The sequence below is a fragment of the Streptomyces sp. Y1 genome (assembly GCF_041053115.1).
GTDB classification, from domain to species: domain Bacteria; phylum Actinomycetota; class Actinomycetes; order Streptomycetales; family Streptomycetaceae; genus Kitasatospora; species Kitasatospora rubellomurina.
In genome coordinates, this window is record NZ_CP163445.1 from 5,563,291 (window position 1) to 5,579,653 (window position 16,363).

Sequence of the window (16,363 nt, forward strand, 5' to 3'; positions counted from 1 at the left end):
CTCAGGAAGGACGGACATGCCCACGCGTGAGGAACTGGCCCTGGTGGTGAGGACGACGATCTCGGACGTGCTCGGCACGGAGGTGGAGGAGGTGCACGAGCGCACCAGCCTGGTGGCCGACCACGGCATCGACAGCCTGGAGCTGATGGAGATCGGCTCCCGCCTGGAACGCGCGCTGGCCCTGCGGATCGAGGTCGAGGACCTGACCCGGGCCGAGGACGTCGGCCAGGCGATCGACCTGCTCACGCTCCGGACGGCGGAGGCCCGGTGACGGCGAGTCGGGGTTCCAGGCGTCCGGACGGCGGTCACCGGGTGGCGGTCACCGGGATCGGGGTGAAGTGTCCGGTGGGCACCGGCGTGCAGGAGGCCTACGAGTCGGTGCTCAAGGCCCGGCCCACCGCCGGGGTCGTCGACCTCCTGGTGGAGCGGGGCGTCTCGGTGACCATCGCCTCGCTGGTGCCGCCGTTCGACGTCGACGCGTACCTGACCCGCCGTGAGGCCCGGCAGATCGACCGGGCCGCGACCCTGCTGCTGTGCGCGGCCTCCGACGCCGTGACCGCGGCGGGGCTCACCGAGGGCGGCGGCCCGCCGCCGGAGCGGGTGGGCGTGCAGGTCGGCACCGGCATGGGCGGTCTGGCCAGCATGGAGCAGGTGACCACGGACCACTGGGACAGCCCCGGCGGCCTGCCCGTGCACACCGTGCCGCGCACCATGGCGAACTCGGCGGCCTCCCGGCTGGCCCTGCGCTACGGCTTCCGCGGCCCCTGCACCACGTACTCCTCGGCGTGCGCCAGCGGCACCACGGCGATCGGCGAGGCGGCCCGGCGGATCCGCTACGGCGAGCTGGACGCGGCGGTGGCGGGAGGAGTGGACGCGCCGGTGACCACGGTGATCGTCGGCGCGTTCGCGAAGATGCGGGCGATGTCGGCCCGCAACGGCGAACCGGCCCTCGCCAGCCGCCCGTTCGACGCGGACCGGGACGGCTTCGTGATGGCCGAGGGGGCTGCGGTTCTGGTGCTGGAACGCTGGGACGCGGCCCTGGCACGGGGTGTTGCGATCCTGGGCGAGGTGGCGGGGTACGCGGACAACTGCGACGCCTTCCACATCGTCGCCCCGATCGAGAACGGCGAGATGGCGGCCCGCTGCATGCGGCGCGCGATCGCCGACGCGGGGCTGGCGCCGGCCGACATCGGTCACGTCAACGCGCACGGCACCTCGACGGTGCTCAACGACCGGGCGGAAGCGCGGGCGATCGAACGCTGCTTCGGCGCCGGGACGCTGCCCGTGACGGCGATGAAGGGCGTGACGGGCCATCTGATCGGCGGCTCCGGAGCGCTGGAGGCGGCGCTCGGCCTGCTCTGCGCGGCCCGGGGCGAGGTGCCTCCGATCGCGAACCTGGGCACCAGTCCGGAGGCCGACCTGGTGGACCTGGTCCGCTCCGCGCCACGCGGCATCCCGCCGGGGCCGGTCCTCTCCAACTCCTTCGGATTCGGCGGCCAGAACGCCTGCCTGGTGCTCGTCCCCGCCTGACCTCTTCCGATTCCCTCCTCGTACCGGGACATCCCATGCGAATCCTCTTGACCGGCGCGACCGGTGTGGTCGGCGCCGAGGTCAGCGGTCTGCTGCGGGCGGCGGACCACACGCTGGTACCGGTGGCCCGCCGAGCCACCGCCGAGCGCCCGGTCTCCTGGCGGATGGGGGCCGAACCCCCGCCGCCCGAACTGGCCGGCCACTGGGACGTGATCGTGCACGCGGCGGCCACCACCCGCTGGACCCTCACCCGTCCGGAGGCCGTCGCCGCCAACGTGGAGCCGCTGCGGGCGGTGCTCGCCCTGGCCGACCGGGACACCCACCTGGTGCACGTCTCGACCGCCTACGTCGGCGGCACCCGCAACCCCGGCGACCTGCGCGGAGCGCAGTTCGAGGGCTACCGCAACGGCTACGAGTGGTCCAAGGCCCGCTGCGAGGAGCTGGCCCGGGCCGAGCACCCCGGACCGCTCACCGTGGTCCGCCCGCCGCTGGTCGTCGGCCGCAGCGGGGACGGGCGGATCGCCCGCTTCTCCGGGCCCTACACGATCCTGCAGGCCCTGGTCTCCGGCCTGGCCGCCGTCGTGGTCGGCGACCCGGACGGCTACGCCGAGATCAGCCCCGTCGACCAGGTCGCCGAAGTGATCGCGGCGGCCGCCCTGGCCGAGCCCCCGCGGGCCCCGCGCACCGAGGTGATCGCGGCAGGGCCGTCCTGCCTGACGCTCTCCGCCCTGCTGGACGTCATCTGCAGCACCCTCAACTCCTGTCGGGCCGCTCACGGGATCGCCCCGGTGGAGCGCCCGCCGCTCGTCCCGCCGGAGCGCTGGAACCGCTTCTTCCTCCCCCTGGCGGACCGCCACCTCTCCCTGTTCCAGGCCCAAGCCGTCAAGCTGCTCGCGATGTTCCAGAGCTACACCTCGATGACCGAGCCCTTCACCCCCACCCACCCGGTCACCGACCCCGCCGCCGTGATGGCCACCGCGGTCCGCCACTGGGCCGAAGCCAAACCCCGCCTCGCCCTGGCCCGCCCGCAGCCGTGGACCGCGTTCACCCCGGCCTCCTGACCGGCGTCCCACCCGCACACGTTTCCGCAGGTCAGGACCACGCCTGACCTGCGGAAACGTTGCGGGACCGACCTGCGTTTCGGCAGGCCGGAGGGCCCTTTAGAGGTCGTAGTACAGCTCGAACTCGTGCGGGTGGGGGCGGAGGGCGATCGGGGCGATCTCGTTGGTGCGCTTGAAGTCGATCCAGGTCTCGATCAGGTCCGGGGTGAAGACGTTGCCCGCGAGGAGGTACTCGTGGTCGGCCTCCAGGGCGTCGAGGACGGCCGGGAGGGAGGAGGGCACCTGGGGGACGTTGGCGTGCTCCTCGGGGGCGAGCTCGTAGAGGTCCTTGTCGACGGGCTCCAGCGGCTCGATCTTGTTGCGGATGCCGTCGAGGCCGGCCATCAGCATGGCGGAGAAGGCCAGGTAGGGGTTGGAGGACGGGTCCGGGGCGCGGAACTCGATGCGCTTGGCCTTGGCGTTGGAGCCGGTGATCGGGATGCGGATCGCGGCCGAGCGGTTGCGCTGCGAGTAGACGAGGTTGACCGGGGCCTCGAAGCCGGGGACCAGGCGGTGGTAGGAGTTCACCGAGGGATTGGTGAAGGCGAGCAGCGAGGGGGCGTGCCGGAGCAGGCCGCCGATGTAGTAGCGGGCGGTGTCGGAGAGGCCGGCGTAGCCCTGCTCGTCGTAGAAGAGCGGCGTGCCCTCGGTCCAGAGCGACTGGTGGACGTGCATGCCGGAGCCGTTGTCGCCGAAGATCGGCTTGGGCATGAAGGTGGCGGTCTTGCCCGCCCGCCAGGCGACGTTCTTGATGATGTACTTGAACAGCATCAGGTCGTCGGCGGCGTGCAGCAGGGTGTTGAACTTGTAGTTGATCTCCGCCTGGCCGGCCGTGCCGACCTCGTGGTGCTGGCGTTCGACCTCCAGGCCGGCCGCGGCGAGCTCCAGCGACATCTCGGCGCGCAGGTCGGCGAAGTGGTCGACCGGCGGGATGGGGAAGTAGCCGCCCTTGTACTTGACCTTGTAGCCGCGCACGTCGCCCTCGGCGGCGCCGGAGTTCCAGGCGCCGGCCTCCGAGTCGATGTGGTAGAAGGACGCGTTGGCGCTGGTCTCGAAGCGCACCGAGTCGAAGACGTAGAACTCGGCCTCGGGCCCGAAGTAGGCGGTGTCGGCGATGCCGGAGGAGGCGAGGTAGGCCTCGGCCTTCTTGGCGACGTTGCGCGGGTCGCGGCTGTAGGCCTCGCCGGTGACCGGGTCCTGGATGAAGAAGTTGATGTTGAGGTGCTTCTCGGCCCGGAACGGGTCGAGTCGGGCGGTGGCGAGGTCCGGGACGAGGGCCATGTCGGACTCGTGGATGGCCTGGAAGCCGCGGATCGACGAACCGTCGAACATCAGGGTCTCGGACGGGTCGAAGGTCGCCGCAGGTACGGAGAAGTGCTGCATGACGCCCGGCAGGTCGCAGAAGCGGACGTCGACGAACTTCACGTCGTTGTCCTGGATGAACTGCTTCACTTCGGCGGCGTTGTTGAACATTCGTCCTCCTCGGCGTGCGAATGGGGCTCACCCTAGGAACGGGTCGTTTCCGCTCGGTGACCCCTTCATTTCCCGAATGTTACGCGCGGTCGCCGAGCGGGCGGCAAAGGCGTACGGGACGGGGCAAAACGACCCGCCTCCCGAGGTGGCGCCGCTGGATTGGTCTGGACCACTTGGGCGTTCGGTCTCAAGGGCCGGCCACCGGGATTCACTCGGTCGTGGACAACGCCCCCGGCGACGGGGGAGCCGATGCCGGGCCGGCGCGTGAGCCCGGTTAGTGTGGATTCGTGGACACCAGAGAAGCGTTGGGATCGTGGATCGACGGCCCTAAGGCGGCCGCCGAGAAGATGGGCGCCGACTTCGGCCACCGCGGCGAGCGCCTCGGCCTGCCCAAGGAGGGCCCCGGCTCGATCGCCGGCCCGGGCCGCCGGATCGGCGCCCTGTTCGTGGACGGCTGGCTGGTCGCGATGATCGCGTACGGGCTGCTCGCCAAGGGCGACGCCTCCGAGGCGAACCTGTGGACCAGCCCGCTCTACTTCGTGATGGCGGCCCTGCTGCTCTCCACCACCGGCACGACGCTCGGCAAGCGGCTGTTCGGCCTGCGGGTCGTCCGGCTGGACGGCGGCCGCGCGACCATCCCGCAGGTCCTGCTGCGCACCCTGCTGCTCTGCCTGGTGGTGCCGCCGCTGGTCTGGGACCGGGACACCCGCGGCCTGCACGACAAGGCGGTCGGCACGGTCGAGGTCAGGATCTGACGGGGTCGGGATCCGACGAGGTCGGGATCCGGCGCGAACCGCCCGCCGTCGCCACGAACCGCGAGCCACGAACCACGAACACCGAACGGCCCCGCCGCGGAGCTTCCGCGGCGGGGCCGTTCGGTGTACCAGTCGGGGGGAGAGGGGGTCAGCGGACCTGGCCGCCCTTGGGCATCCGGGCGCCCTTGGGCATCGGACCCTTGGGGATCGGCGCCTTGGAGAGCAGGTCGCCCAGCGCGCGCAGCCGGTCGTTGGTCTCGGTGACCTGGGCGGCGGTGATGGCGCGGGGCAGCCGCATCAGGTGGATCTGCAGCTTCTTCAGCGGGACCTCGCCCTCGCTGTTGCCCACCACGATGTCGTGCACCGGGATGTCGCCGACGATCCGGGCCATCTTCTTCTTCTCGGAGGCCAGCAGCTGGCGCACCCGGTTCGGGTTGCCCTCGCCGATCAGCGCGATGCCGGCCCGGCCCACGGCGCGGTAGACCGCGTCCTGGTTACGGGTGATCGCGACCGGGGTGGTGCTGGAGCTCCAGCCGCGCCGGATGTTGTCCAGCACTGCCGCGACGGCCCCCGGCTGCCCCTCCATCTGCCCGAACGCGGCGCGCTCGGCCCGGCGGCCGAAGACGATCGCGACCGTCAGGACGGCCACGATGAAGCCCAGGATGCCCAGGTAGATGGGGTGGTCGATCGCGAAGCCGATGGCGAGGAACACGCCGAAGGTCAGCAGGCCGACGCCGGCAATGATCAGGCCGATCTTGGGGTCGACCTCTTTGGTCATTTTGTACGCCCGGCCGATCTGCTTCAGCCGCCCGGGGTTCTCGGATGTTTCCCTCGCCATAAGGCTCATGGTACGTGGCACGGGTGCGGGATATCCAAGCCCGGGTACCCGTTCGCCCGAACCGTGACCCGGGCGTCGGTGCGCCGTCGCGGACAGCGACCGTCCGGAGCAGCCGGCCTCGGCCCGGCCTCGGCCCGGCCCTCAGCGGCGCCCGGACCGGCCCGCCCCCCGGCCGCCCGCTGCCGTCGCCGTCGTGGCCCCCGCCGTCGTGGCCGTCGCCGTCGTGGCCGTCGCCGCCGCGTCGTGCCGGCGGTCCGCCGCGTACCGGCGGTTCTCGCAGACCGCCGCCCAGGCGTTGCGCCGCGCGCGCCGCTGGCCGGGCGCGAGCAGGACGCTCTCCGCGAAGCGCAGCGCCACCCCCACCGGCCCGATCCGCATCTCCATGCCGAACAGCTCCTCTCGTGGCTGAGAAGAATCGAACGCTCGCCGAGCGTCCATCGTCCCCACCCCGTGTTACCAGTCCGTGACCCGCCGGTCAAAGCACGGTGAACGCCGGAAGGGCGGAGCCGGAGCTCCGCCCTTCCATGGCTCGAAACCGACGCGGACGGTCAGACCGCCGCCTGCGCGCGCCGCTCCAGCGCCTGCCGGTACAGCCGGCCGGCGCGGTACGAGGAGCGCACCAGCGGGCCCGACATGACGCCGGCGAAGCCCAGCTCCTCGGCCTCCTGCTGCAGCTCGACGAACTCGTGCGGCTTCACCCAGCGCTCGACCGGGTGGTGGCGCAGCGAGGGCCGCAGGTACTGGGTGATGGTGATCAGCTCGCAGCCGGCGCCGACCAGGTCGGCCAGCGCCTGGCTGACCTCCTCGCGGGTCTCGCCCATGCCCAGGATCAGGTTGGACTTGGTCACCAGCCCGGCCGCGCGGGCCTGGGTGATGACGTCCAGCGAGCGCTCGTAGCGGAACGCCGGCCGGATCCGCTTGAAGATCCGCGGCACGGTCTCGACGTTGTGCGCCAGCACCTCGGGGCGGGACGAGAAGACCTCGGCCAGCTGCTCGGGCACCGCGTTGAAGTCGGGGATCAGCAGCTCGACGCCGGTGCGGCCGCCCGCGCGCTCGGCGGTCATCGCGTGCACCTGGCGGACGGTCTCGGCGTACAGCCAGGCGCCGCCGTCCTCCAGGTCGTCGCGGGCGACGCCGGTGATGGTGGCGTAGTTGAGGTCCATGGTGACGATGGACTCGGCGACCCGGCGCGGCTCGTCGCGGTCGAACTCGGCGGGCTTGCCGGTGTCGATCTGGCAGAAGTCGCAACGGCGGGTGCACTGGTCACCGCCGATGAGGAAGGTCGCCTCGCGGTCCTCCCAGCACTCGAAGATGTTGGGGCAGCCGGCCTCCTGGCAGACCGTGTGCAGCCCCTCCTTCTTCACCAGCGACTGGAGGGCGTTGTACTCCGGGCCCATCTTCGCGCGGGTCTTGATCCACTCGGGCTTCCGCTCGATGGGGGTCTCGCTGTTGCGGACCTCCAGGCGGAGCAGCTTCCTGCCGTCGGGCGCGACAGCGGACACGTGCGACTCCTAGAACTAGACGGGGTACCCCCAGGGTACGCCTGTGGTTGTACGGCCTTCGCCGGGCCTGCCGCCCCGCAATCGCAGGGCAACACGGCTACCGGCCGGTAGATTCCCAGTGGCAGGGGATCAGTAGCGATTCGGCAGCGATTCGGCAGCGATTCGGCAGGGGATTCCGCAGCGGATTCGTGGCGGATCCGGTGCCGGACTCAGCGGCTGAGCGCCGGCTCGGGCAGCTCGGCGAGGACGTCCGCCAGGTGCCGCTCGACGGCCGGCAGCGCGTCGCCGACCGTGAAGTCGCGCCCCAGCTCACCGGCGATCGAGGCGACCCCCGCGTCCCGGATGCCGCACGGCACGATCTTGTCGAAGCCGGTCATGTCCGGGGCGCAGTTGAGCGAGAAGCCGTGCATGGTCACCCCGCGGGCGACCCGCACGCCGATCGCGGCGAGCTTGCGGTCGTCGCCGCGCTGCCCGGCGTTGGAGGGCGCGTACTCGGGGCCGGCCAAGCGCGGGTCGATGCCCAGGGGCAGGCCCAGCCGGAGGGTGAGCTTGCCGATGTCCACCACCTGCGCCGGGTCCACCACGGCGTCCGGGATGGTCTCGCCCAGCACCCAGACGCCGCTGCGGCCCTCGACCCGGGTGGTCTCGATGCCGAACTCGGCGACCGAGCGGATCAGCGCCTCCTCCAGCCGGCGGACGTAGGCGATCACGTCGATCGGGTCGGGCAGCTTGACGATCGGGTAGCCGACCAGCTGGCCGGGGCCGTGCCAGGTGATCTCGCCGCCCCGGTTGACCTGCACCACCGGGGTGCCGTCCAGCGGCAGGTCGGCGGGGTTGGTGCGCTTGCCCATCGTGTAGACGGGCTGGTGCTCCAGCAGCAGCACGGTGTCGGGGATCTCGTCCGCGACCCGCAGGGCGTGCAGCCGCTGCTGCTCCGCCCACGCCTCCTCGTAGGGGACGGTGTGCTCGCCTATGCCCCATCGCACGAATTGCACGTTCTGGCTCACCGTTGCCGCTCCTTGCCGGGCGTTCGAGACCAACCTCGCCACTGTACGCCCCCGGTCGTACAAGTCGTTCAGTCGCCCGACAGCAGCCGCAGCCGCAGCGCCAACTGCAGTTCGAGCGCGCGTTCCGGCAGGTTCCAGTCCCGGCCGAGCAGGGCCTCCACCCGGTCCAGCCGCTGGACGACGGTGTTCACGTGGACGTGCAGCTCGTCCTTGGCCCGGGTGAGGCTGCCGCCGCAGTCGAAGTAGGCGCGCAGGGTGCGGACCAGCTCGGTGCCGCGCCGGGCGTCGTAGGCGAGCAGCGGGCCGAGCGTCGCGCCGACGAAGCCGTCCACGTCGTGGCCGTCGCCGAGGAGCACGCCGAGGAAGCCGAGCGCGCCGGCCGAGGCGCCCTGGCCGGCGCGGCCGAGCACCCGCAGGGCCCGGAGGCAGCGCAGGCCCTCGGCGTGCGCGGCGGCGAGGGCGGGCGGTCCGGCGGCGGGGCGGCCGGCGCCCACGGTGACCGGGAAGCCGGCCAGCCGGGCCAGCCGTTCGGCGGCCTGCCGGGCGGTCTGCTCGGCGGCGTCGAGCACGGCGGCGCCGAGCGCGGCATCGGGTGCGGCTCCCGGGACCGCGCCGGGCACGGCGCCGGGCGCGGCGGGGGCCGGGCCAGGCTCCAGCGGCACGAGCAGCACCACCGCCTCGCCGTGCTCGGCGCTGACGCCCCGGGAGCCGAACAGGTACCGCCGGGCCGCGCCCGCCAGCCGTTCCCGGTCACCAGCGCTGCCGCCGCCCGCATCACCACCGCCCGCCCCGCTGCCCGCAGGCTCGGCGACCAGCACCAGGTGCGCCCCGGCGAGGTCCACGCCGAGCCGGCGGCCGCGCGCGGTGAGCCCGGCCGGGTCGCGTTCGGGGGCGGTGAGCAGGTCGGTGAGGAGTTCGCCGCGGATCCGGTTCTCGGTCTCGGCGACCGAGCGGCGCAGCAGCAACAGCAGTGCGGTGACCACGCTGGCCCGCTCGAACAGCCGCCGGTCCGGGTCGTCGAGGTCCGGTCGGCCGGTCAGCACCAAGGTGCCCAGCGCGTCCTGCCCGGCCAGCACCGCGCAGATCCACCGATCGCCGTGCCGCACCGACCGTCCCTCGGCCCGGGAGGCGGCGACGGCCGGGGCCAACTCGTCGACGGGCGCGGGCCGTCCGGCGAGCGGCTCGCCCTCGGCGTCCAGGACGGCGATCTCCCCGCCCAGCAGGTGGGCGACGGCGGCGGCGACGTCGGACACCGCGGCGCCGCGCAGCACCAGGTCGGTGAGCCGGTCGTGCGCCCGCTCGGCGCGCTGGACGGCGGCGGAGTGGGCCCGGACCAGCTCGTTGGCGGCGTTCAGCTCGTCGAGCGCGGCCCGGGTGTCGGCCAGCGACTTGGCGGTGTCGAGGGCGATCGCGGCGTGTGCGGCGAGGGTGCAGAGCAGCGCGACCTCGTCGGGGGAGAAGGCGCGCGGCGAGCGGTCGGCGGCGAACAGCACGCCGATGACCTGGCCGCCGAGCAGCAGCGGCACCCCGATGATCGCCACCAGGCCCTCGTCGAGGACGCCCGCGTCGATGGTGCCGGTGTGGTGGAAGCGTTCGTCGGTGCGGTAGTCGGGGGTGGCGTACGGGCGGGCGGTCTGCGCGACCAGGCCGCCCAGGCCGTCGCCGAGGCTGAGCCGCAGGGTCTGGAAGAGGACGGAGACCGAGCCGTCGGTGACCCGCATGTAGGTGTCGCCGGCGGTCTCGTCCGGCAGGGTCAGGTAGGCGGTGTCGGTGCCGAGCAGCATCCGGGCCCGGCGGACGATCGCCTGCAGCACGGTGTCCAGGTCGCGGGACGCGGCGAGGTCCCCGGCGGTGTCGAACAGTGCCGTCAACTCGGCTTCGCGGCGCCGGTGTTGGCGCAGGGTCCGGTGCACCCGCAGGGCCTGCCAGGTGGCGTGGTCGAGCTCGGCGAGGACGGCGGCCGACGCGCCGCGGCGGCGGGCGTCGGCCGGTACCTCGGCGAAGTCCTCGGTGGCGGCGCCGGAGGCGAGCAGGTCGAGCAGCCGCCGCAGCGCGGGTGCGGCGATCTCGTCGGGGTGGTCCATGGTGGGGCCGCCAATCGGCATCGGGTCCGCGAACTCGCGATGGTAGCGGCTCACTCCGTAACCCTCAGCGCTCCACCCGCAACCCTCAACCCTCCACCCCCGGTCCTCAACCCTCAGGCCACGGTGGCCCGTTCGGCCCGCTCCCCGTCCGCGGAACGCTCCTCGACCTCCGCGAGGTCCCGCCCCCTGGTCTCCCGGCCGCAGAGCACGGCCAGCACGGTGATCGCCGCCGCGATGGCCACGTAGACCGAGATGGGCGTGGCGCTGTCGTAGTCCTTGAGCAGCGCGGTCGCGATCAGCGGCGCCGGCGCGCCGGCCGCCACCGAGGCGAACTGGGCGCCGATCGACGCGCCCGAGTACCGCATCCGGGTCGCGAACATCTCGGAGAAGAAGGCGGCCTGGGGCGCGTACATCGCGCTGTGGAACACCAGGCCGATGGTCACCGCGACGACCAGCTGGCTGAAGGAGCGGGTGTCCACCAGTCCGAAGAACACGAACGCCCACACCCCGACCCCGACCGCGCCGACCAGGTACACCGGCTTGCGCCCGACCCGGTCCGAGAGCGCGCCGAACAGCGGGATCAGCGCGAACTGGATCGCGGAGGCGATCAGGACGGCGTTCAGCGCGCTCTGCTTGCCGAAGTGCGCGTGGTTGACGGCGTACGCGAGCACGAAGGTCGTCATCACGTAGTACGAGATGTTCTCCGCCATCCGCGCGCCCATCGCCACCAGCACCTCGCGCCAGTGGTGCCGCAGCACCGCGACCAGCGGCGGCTGCTCGACCGCGGCCTGCTCCGCCTTCTTCTCCTCCTGCGCCGCCAACGCCTGCTGGAACAGCGGGGATTCGTCCACCGCCAGCCGGATCCACAGCCCGACCGCGACCAGCACCGCCGAGAGCAGGAACGGCACCCGCCAGCCCCAGGCCAGGAACGCGTCGTCCGAGAGCGCTCCCGTCAGCAGCGACAGCACGCCCGCCGCCAGCAGGTTGCCGGCCGGCGCCCCGCCCTGCGGCCAGGACGCCCAGAACCCCCGCCGCCGCTGGTCCCCGTGCTCCGACACCAGCAGCACCGCGCCGCCCCACTCGCCGCCGAGCGCGAACCCCTGCACCAGCCGCAGCGCCGTCAGCAGCACCGGCGCCGTGACGCCGACCGCCCCGTACGTCGGCAGCAGCCCGATCGCGGTGGTCGACCCGCCCATCAGCAGCAGGCTCACCACCAGCAGCTTCTTCCGCCCCACCCGGTCCCCGAAGTGCCCGAACACCAGCGCCCCGAGCGGGCGCGCCGCGAACCCGATCGCATAGGTGAGGAAGGACAGCAGCGTCCCGGTCAGCGGGTCGCTCGCCGGGAAGAACACCTTCCCGAAGACCAGCGCCGCGGCCGTCCCGTAGAGGAAGTAGTCGTACCACTCGATGGTGGTCCCGATCAGACTCGCGGCCACCACCCGCGGGAGTGACCCGCGCGCGGCAGCACCGTTACCAGGGGCGCTCATGCCCACCACATCCGTTCCGGGGGATTCCAGGGGAGACGACGTCGCCACAAGGTAGGAATCCCACGCTCCCGGGCCTATGTGTCCGACCCACACAGTCCATGGGGTTGATGTGCCGGGACTCCCCATAACCTCCCGTCAGTCCCTGCCCGTCCCGGTCCGTTGATCGGCCCGCTGAGGGGGCCCGCGCCGACGGCCCGCGCCCCCGTACGGCCGGGGCGCGGGCTGAGCGGTGCTTGGTGCCGGAAGTCGAAGGGCGCGAGGCGTCAGCCGGCCGTCCAGCCGCCGTCGAGGACGAGGCTGGCGCCGGTGAGGGAGGCGGCGGCGGGGGAGCAGAGGTGGAGGGCGAGGGCGGCGACCTCGGAGGGGTCGATGAGGCGCTTGAGGGCGGTGCGGTCGAGCAGGATCCGGTCCACCACCTCGCCCTCGGGGATGCCGTGGGCGAGGGCCTGGGCGGCGATCTGGTTCTCGACCAGCGGGGTGCGGACGTAGCCGGGGTTGATGCAGTTGCTGGTGACGCCGTGCGGGGCGGCCTCCAGGGCGACGGTCTTGCTGAGGCCCTCCAGGGCGTGCTTCGCCGTCACGTAGGCGGACTTGAACGCGCTGGCGCGCAGGCCGTGCACCGAGGAGATGTTGACGACGCGGCCCCACCCCCGCTCGTACATGCGGGGCAGGGTGCGGCGCAGGATGCGGAACGGGGCCTCCACCATGACGCGTTGGATCAGGGCGAAGCGTTCGGGCGGGAACTCGTGCACGGGCGCGACGTGTTGCAGGCCCGCGTTGTTGACGACGATGTCGGCGTCGTCCGGCAGGGCGTCCACGGCGGCCGGGTCGGCGAGGTCGGCGACGATCGCGTGCCCGCCGATCCGCTCGGCGACGTCCCGGGCCGGGTCGGCCGCGAGGTCGACGACGTAGACCCGGGCGCCGGCCCCGGCGAGGGCCTCGGCGCAGGCCCGGCCGATGCCCGAGGCGGCGCCGGTGACCAGGGCCGTACGGCCGTCGAGCGGGCGGGCTGTAGTGGTGTCCATGGTGGTGAACGGTAGGAATCCGGCGGCCCGGCTCCCATGTGGCGGGCCGCCACAGCGGTCCGGCGGGCTGTGGCGGCGGACGCCATGCGGGTCGTGGGGAGCCCGGTGGACGGTTCGCCCCCGGACGGCCAAACCCCTCCTGACCTGGCTTCACCACGATGGGCGCGGTTGCTTCACCCGTTCGGAGGATTGCTCGGTCAGATCCGCCCATAGCGCCCGAATGCTCGCTACATTCACGCCGATTCCCGACAGGGGGCGCCGCCCCGGCCCGCCGAAGTGCTGGTGAAGCCCGGTGCGACGTCCGAGAGGTGTTGACTGATCATGCCCCAACGGCCTGCTACCGACCGCCCGGCGTACGGACCGCTCGACCCGCTCGGCCAGCACCGAGGTCCGGTCGGCCGGGCCCTTCCGGACGCCCCCGACGCCCTGACCACCGACGTCCTCGCCGCCGACCCGCGGACCGCCGACCCGCGGACCGCCGAGGTCGGCGCCGCGGACGAGCTGCGGCTGCCCGTACAGGCCACCCCCGACGACCGGCACGCGCCCGCCGCGGCGCCGGCCCCCGCCGCCGCGAAGACGCACTCCGGCCCCGCCCCGCAGAACGGCCAGCTGGCCGCGCTGATCGAGGAGGCGGGCTTCTCGCACGCCGGCCTCGCCCGCCGGGTCGACCAGCTCGGCCTGGAGCACGGCCTCGACCTGCGCTACGACAAGACCTCGGTCACCCGCTGGCTGCGCGGCCAGCAGCCGCGCGGCGCCACCCCGGCGCTGATCGCCGAGGTGTTCACCCGCCGCCTCGGCCGCCGCCTGACCGCCCAGGACCTCGGCCTGGACGCCTGCGCCCCGGTCTACGCCGGCCTGGAGTTCGCCGAGACGCCGCAGGAGGCGGTGGACATCGTCGCGAGCATGTGGCGCAAGGACAACGGCCCGCAGTCCGAGCTGCGCCGGATCGCCTTCACCCCGGCCGGCCTGGTCGTCCCCAGCCGGGACTGGCTGATCGGCCGCACCGACGAGCGGGTCGCCCGGGACGGCTCCACGCTGGCCCGCCCGGACGCCGCACCCGGCCCGCCGTCCGGCGCCCAGCCGGGCGGCGGCGCCCCCGCCGGGCCGGCCACGGGCCCGGCGCGCATCCACACCCCGGGCGCCGCCGCCCCGCCGCCCACCGTGACCGGCACCGCCGCCGTCATCGGCCGCGTCCCCACCCAGAGCCGCCGCCCGCCCGCGGCCGTCGAACCGCCGTACTCCGACCCGGCCCGCGAGGCCCGCCCCACCCTGCGGGTCGGCCGCGGCGACATCGCCGCCATCCGCGCGGTCGGCGACCTCTTCCGCGCGCTCGACCACGCCTACGGCGGCGGCCACGCCCGCCAGGCGCTGGTGCGCTACCTGGAGAGCGAGGCCGAGCCGATGCTGCGCGGCCGCTACGGAGAGCAGATCGGCCGGGCGCTGTTCGGCGCGGTCGCCGACCTCACCCGGCTGGCGGGCTGGACGTCCTTCGACATCGCCGCGCACGGCCTCGCCCAGCGCTACTTCGTCCAGGCGCTGCGCCTGTCCCAGGCCGCGGGGGACCGCGCGCTCGGCGGCTACGTCCTGGTGACGATGAGCCAGCAGGCCGTCCACCTCGGCCACGGCCGGGAAGCCGTCCAGCTCGCCCGGGTCGCCCAGCAGGGCGTGGGCACCGCCGTCCCGGCCACCGTCCAGGCGCTGATGCACGCCGCCGAGGCGCGCGGGCACGGCCTGCTGGGCGACGTCCGCTCCTGCACGACGGCCCTGGTGCGCGCCGAGCGCTCCCTCGCCGCCGCCCGGACGGGAGACGAACTGCCCGCGTGGGCGCGCTACTTCGACGAGGCCCAGCTCTCCGACGAGTTCGCCCACTGCTACCGCGACCTGCAGCAGTGGCGCACCTCCGCGCAGCACGCCGAGAAGTCGCTGCGGCTGCGCTCGCCCGCCTACGCCCGCAGCCGGATCTTCTGCCGACTGGTGCTCGCCACCGCCCGGCTCGGCATGGGCGACCTCGACGAGGCCTGCACCATGGCCACCGACGCGCTGCGGGCGGCCGGGGAGATGCGCTCGGCGCGCTCGCTGGAGTACGTCCGGGACTTCCACCGCCGCCTCACCCCCTACCGCGGCAGCCCGGTGGCCCGCGCCTTCGAGGAGACGGCCCGCCAGGCGGGGGTGATCTGAGCCGGCATCCGAGCGGGCACGACGGTCCGGGCCGACAGCGGGATCACCAGCTCTCGGCCCGCACCCTCGGCTGCCCCTCCTCCGGCGCCACCGCCCGGACGGCGCCGCGCACGCGCTGCGCCGCCAGCGGGAACGCCAGCACCGACAGCATCCCGGCGCCGACCAGCGCCGCCGCGGTGGAGGACGGCATGTGCCCGTCGTCCACCTCGATGGTGGTGATCACCACGACCAGCGGCAGCGCCGTCGCCCCGTACAGCCCGAGCGCCGCGCGGTCCCGCCGCCCCAGCCCGGCCGGGGCGAGCAGCGCGGCCGGTCCGCCGCGCACGGCGAGCAGCAGGACCAGGAACACCGGGACGAGCAGCAGCGTGCCCGGGTCGTCGAGCAGCGCGTCCAGGTCGAAGTTCATCCCGCTGACCACGAAGAAGACCGGCACCAGGAAGCCGAAGCCGATGCTCTCCAGCTTGGCCTCGATCACGTCCTCCTCGGCCTGCCGGATGCCCGAGAGCAGCAGCCGGGAGACGATCCCGGCGGTGAAGGCGCCGAGCAGCATGTCGAGGTCGAGCCAGAGCGCGGCGGCGACCATCGCGGCGAGCACCAGGATCACCGCCCGGATCGCGAACTGGCCGGACGTGCGGAGCGTGCGCTCGATCAGTCCGGTCGCCCAGGCCGGGCGCGGCCGGCGGGCACCGAGCAGGGCGAGGGCGGTGATCACGGCGAAGGCGCCGAGGATGACGGCCGTCCGGGCGGGGGAGTTGCCGCTGAGCAGCACGGCGATCGCGATGATCGGCCCGAACTCGCCGACCGCGCCGGTGGCCATCACCAACGAGCCGAAGGGGGTGGGCAGTTCGCCGGAGTCGCGGAGGATCGGCAGGATCGTGCCGAGGGCGGTGGTGGTGAGCGCGAGCCCGGCGAAGGCGCCGCCCAGCGGGTCCCGGTTGAGCAGCGCGCCCGCGCCGAGGGCGACCGCCAGCGAGACCAGCCACGCGGCGCCCGCCCGCTTCAGCGGGCCGCCGCGCAGCTTGGCGAAGTCGATCTCGTACCCGGCCAGGAACATCAGCATGGCCAGGCCGAACTGGGAGAGCGCGTCGATCAGGGGGTCGACGCGGGCCCAGTTCAGCACGTCCGGGCCGATCAGGACGCCGAGCACGATCTCGAACACGACGGTCGGCACGGCGATCCACCGCAGCAGCCGGTCGGCGAGCAGCGGTGCGGCCACGGCCGCCGCGGGGATCAGGATCAGCGCGACCGGCTGGGCGGAGGCGCTCACCGCGCGGCCGGCCGGGGAGCCGGTCGAACGAGCGCGGAGCCCGCAGAAGCCGTCGGAATCGTCCGATGAGCGGTCAGAGCGGTCAGAGCGGTCATGTCGGCATCCTGGCACGCGGCC

14 protein-coding genes are annotated in these 16,363 nt (G+C 73.6%); 5 read left to right on the plus strand and 9 right to left on the minus strand.

Annotation, left to right across the window (positions count from 1 at the left end; all coding sequences use genetic code 11):
- Nucleotides 1–16 precede the first annotated feature (16 nt).
- The 3 genes from AB2U05_RS24110 to AB2U05_RS24120 are packed head-to-tail and all read left to right on the plus strand — an operon-like array spanning nt 17 to nt 2,591.
- Entirely contained in the window at nt 17–271 is a 255-nt protein-coding gene (locus AB2U05_RS24110; RefSeq protein WP_045692220.1) for an acyl carrier protein, read from the plus strand.
- Between the two features lie 41 nt (nt 272–312).
- Nucleotides 313–1,530, plus strand: coding sequence for a beta-ketoacyl synthase (locus tag AB2U05_RS24115; RefSeq protein WP_369185987.1), 1,218 nt, complete (start codon nt 313–315; stop codon nt 1,528–1,530).
- 35 nt (nt 1,531–1,565) lie between these two features.
- Nucleotides 1,566–2,591: an SDR family oxidoreductase gene (locus AB2U05_RS24120; RefSeq protein ID WP_045692218.1), complete on the plus strand. Its 1,026-nt coding sequence runs from the start codon at nt 1,566–1,568 to the stop codon at nt 2,589–2,591.
- A gap of 99 nt (nt 2,592–2,690) precedes the next feature.
- Here the strand turns inward: AB2U05_RS24120 and glnA are convergent, their stop codons facing one another.
- Nucleotides 2,691–4,103, minus strand: a complete 1,413-nt coding sequence (gene glnA, locus AB2U05_RS24125) for a type I glutamate--ammonia ligase (protein ID WP_045692212.1) — start codon at nt 4,101–4,103, stop codon at nt 2,691–2,693.
- A gap of 287 nt (nt 4,104–4,390) precedes the next feature.
- On the opposite strand from glnA, the gene AB2U05_RS24130 reads away from it, so the two are divergent.
- Complete coding sequence (locus AB2U05_RS24130; RefSeq protein ID WP_078859516.1) at nt 4,391–4,858, plus strand: RDD family protein; 468 nt, start codon at nt 4,391–4,393, stop codon at nt 4,856–4,858.
- A gap of 148 nt (nt 4,859–5,006) precedes the next feature.
- On the opposite strand, the gene AB2U05_RS24135 is transcribed toward AB2U05_RS24130, so the two are convergent.
- From AB2U05_RS24135 to AB2U05_RS24165, 7 genes are all read right to left on the minus strand, one after another.
- Nucleotides 5,007–5,696 carry a DUF4191 domain-containing protein gene (locus tag AB2U05_RS24135; RefSeq protein WP_045692210.1) on the minus strand — a complete coding sequence of 230 codons (690 nt, stop codon included), beginning with the start codon at nt 5,694–5,696 and terminating at the stop codon, nt 5,007–5,009.
- Between the two features lie 141 nt (nt 5,697–5,837).
- Nucleotides 5,838–6,080 (minus strand): hypothetical protein, encoded by a 243-nt coding sequence (locus AB2U05_RS24140; RefSeq protein ID WP_369184241.1) that lies wholly within the window; start codon nt 6,078–6,080, stop codon nt 5,838–5,840.
- A 164-nt stretch (nt 6,081–6,244) separates the two neighbouring features.
- On the minus strand, nt 6,245–7,198 hold the full coding sequence (gene lipA / locus AB2U05_RS24145) for a lipoyl synthase (protein ID WP_045692208.1): 954 nt from the start codon (nt 7,196–7,198) through the stop codon (nt 6,245–6,247).
- 209 nt (nt 7,199–7,407) lie between these two features.
- Complete coding sequence (lipB, locus tag AB2U05_RS24150; protein WP_369184242.1) at nt 7,408–8,205, minus strand: lipoyl(octanoyl) transferase LipB; 798 nt, start codon at nt 8,203–8,205, stop codon at nt 7,408–7,410.
- Between the two features lie 68 nt (nt 8,206–8,273).
- Nucleotides 8,274–10,289, minus strand: a complete 2,016-nt coding sequence (locus AB2U05_RS24155; protein ID WP_369185988.1) for a helix-turn-helix domain-containing protein — start codon at nt 10,287–10,289, stop codon at nt 8,274–8,276.
- A 113-nt stretch (nt 10,290–10,402) separates the two neighbouring features.
- The gene (locus AB2U05_RS24160; protein ID WP_369184243.1) at nt 10,403–11,776 is read right to left on the minus strand and encodes an MFS transporter; all 1,374 of its coding nucleotides are present in this window, start codon (nt 11,774–11,776) and stop codon (nt 10,403–10,405) included.
- 263 nt (nt 11,777–12,039) lie between these two features.
- On the minus strand, nt 12,040–12,801 hold the full coding sequence (locus tag AB2U05_RS24165; protein WP_045692205.1) for a 3-hydroxybutyrate dehydrogenase: 762 nt from the start codon (nt 12,799–12,801) through the stop codon (nt 12,040–12,042).
- Nucleotides 12,802–13,122: 321 nt separating this feature from the next.
- On the opposite strand from AB2U05_RS24165, the gene AB2U05_RS24170 reads away from it, so the two are divergent.
- Complete coding sequence (locus tag AB2U05_RS24170; RefSeq protein ID WP_369184244.1) at nt 13,123–14,979, plus strand: regulator; 1,857 nt, start codon at nt 13,123–13,125, stop codon at nt 14,977–14,979.
- 43 nt (nt 14,980–15,022) lie between these two features.
- Here the strand turns inward: AB2U05_RS24170 and AB2U05_RS24175 are convergent, their stop codons facing one another.
- Nucleotides 15,023–16,246: a cation:proton antiporter gene (locus tag AB2U05_RS24175; protein ID WP_045692204.1), complete on the minus strand. Its 1,224-nt coding sequence runs from the start codon at nt 16,244–16,246 to the stop codon at nt 15,023–15,025.
- Nucleotides 16,247–16,363: the final 117 nt, after the last annotated feature.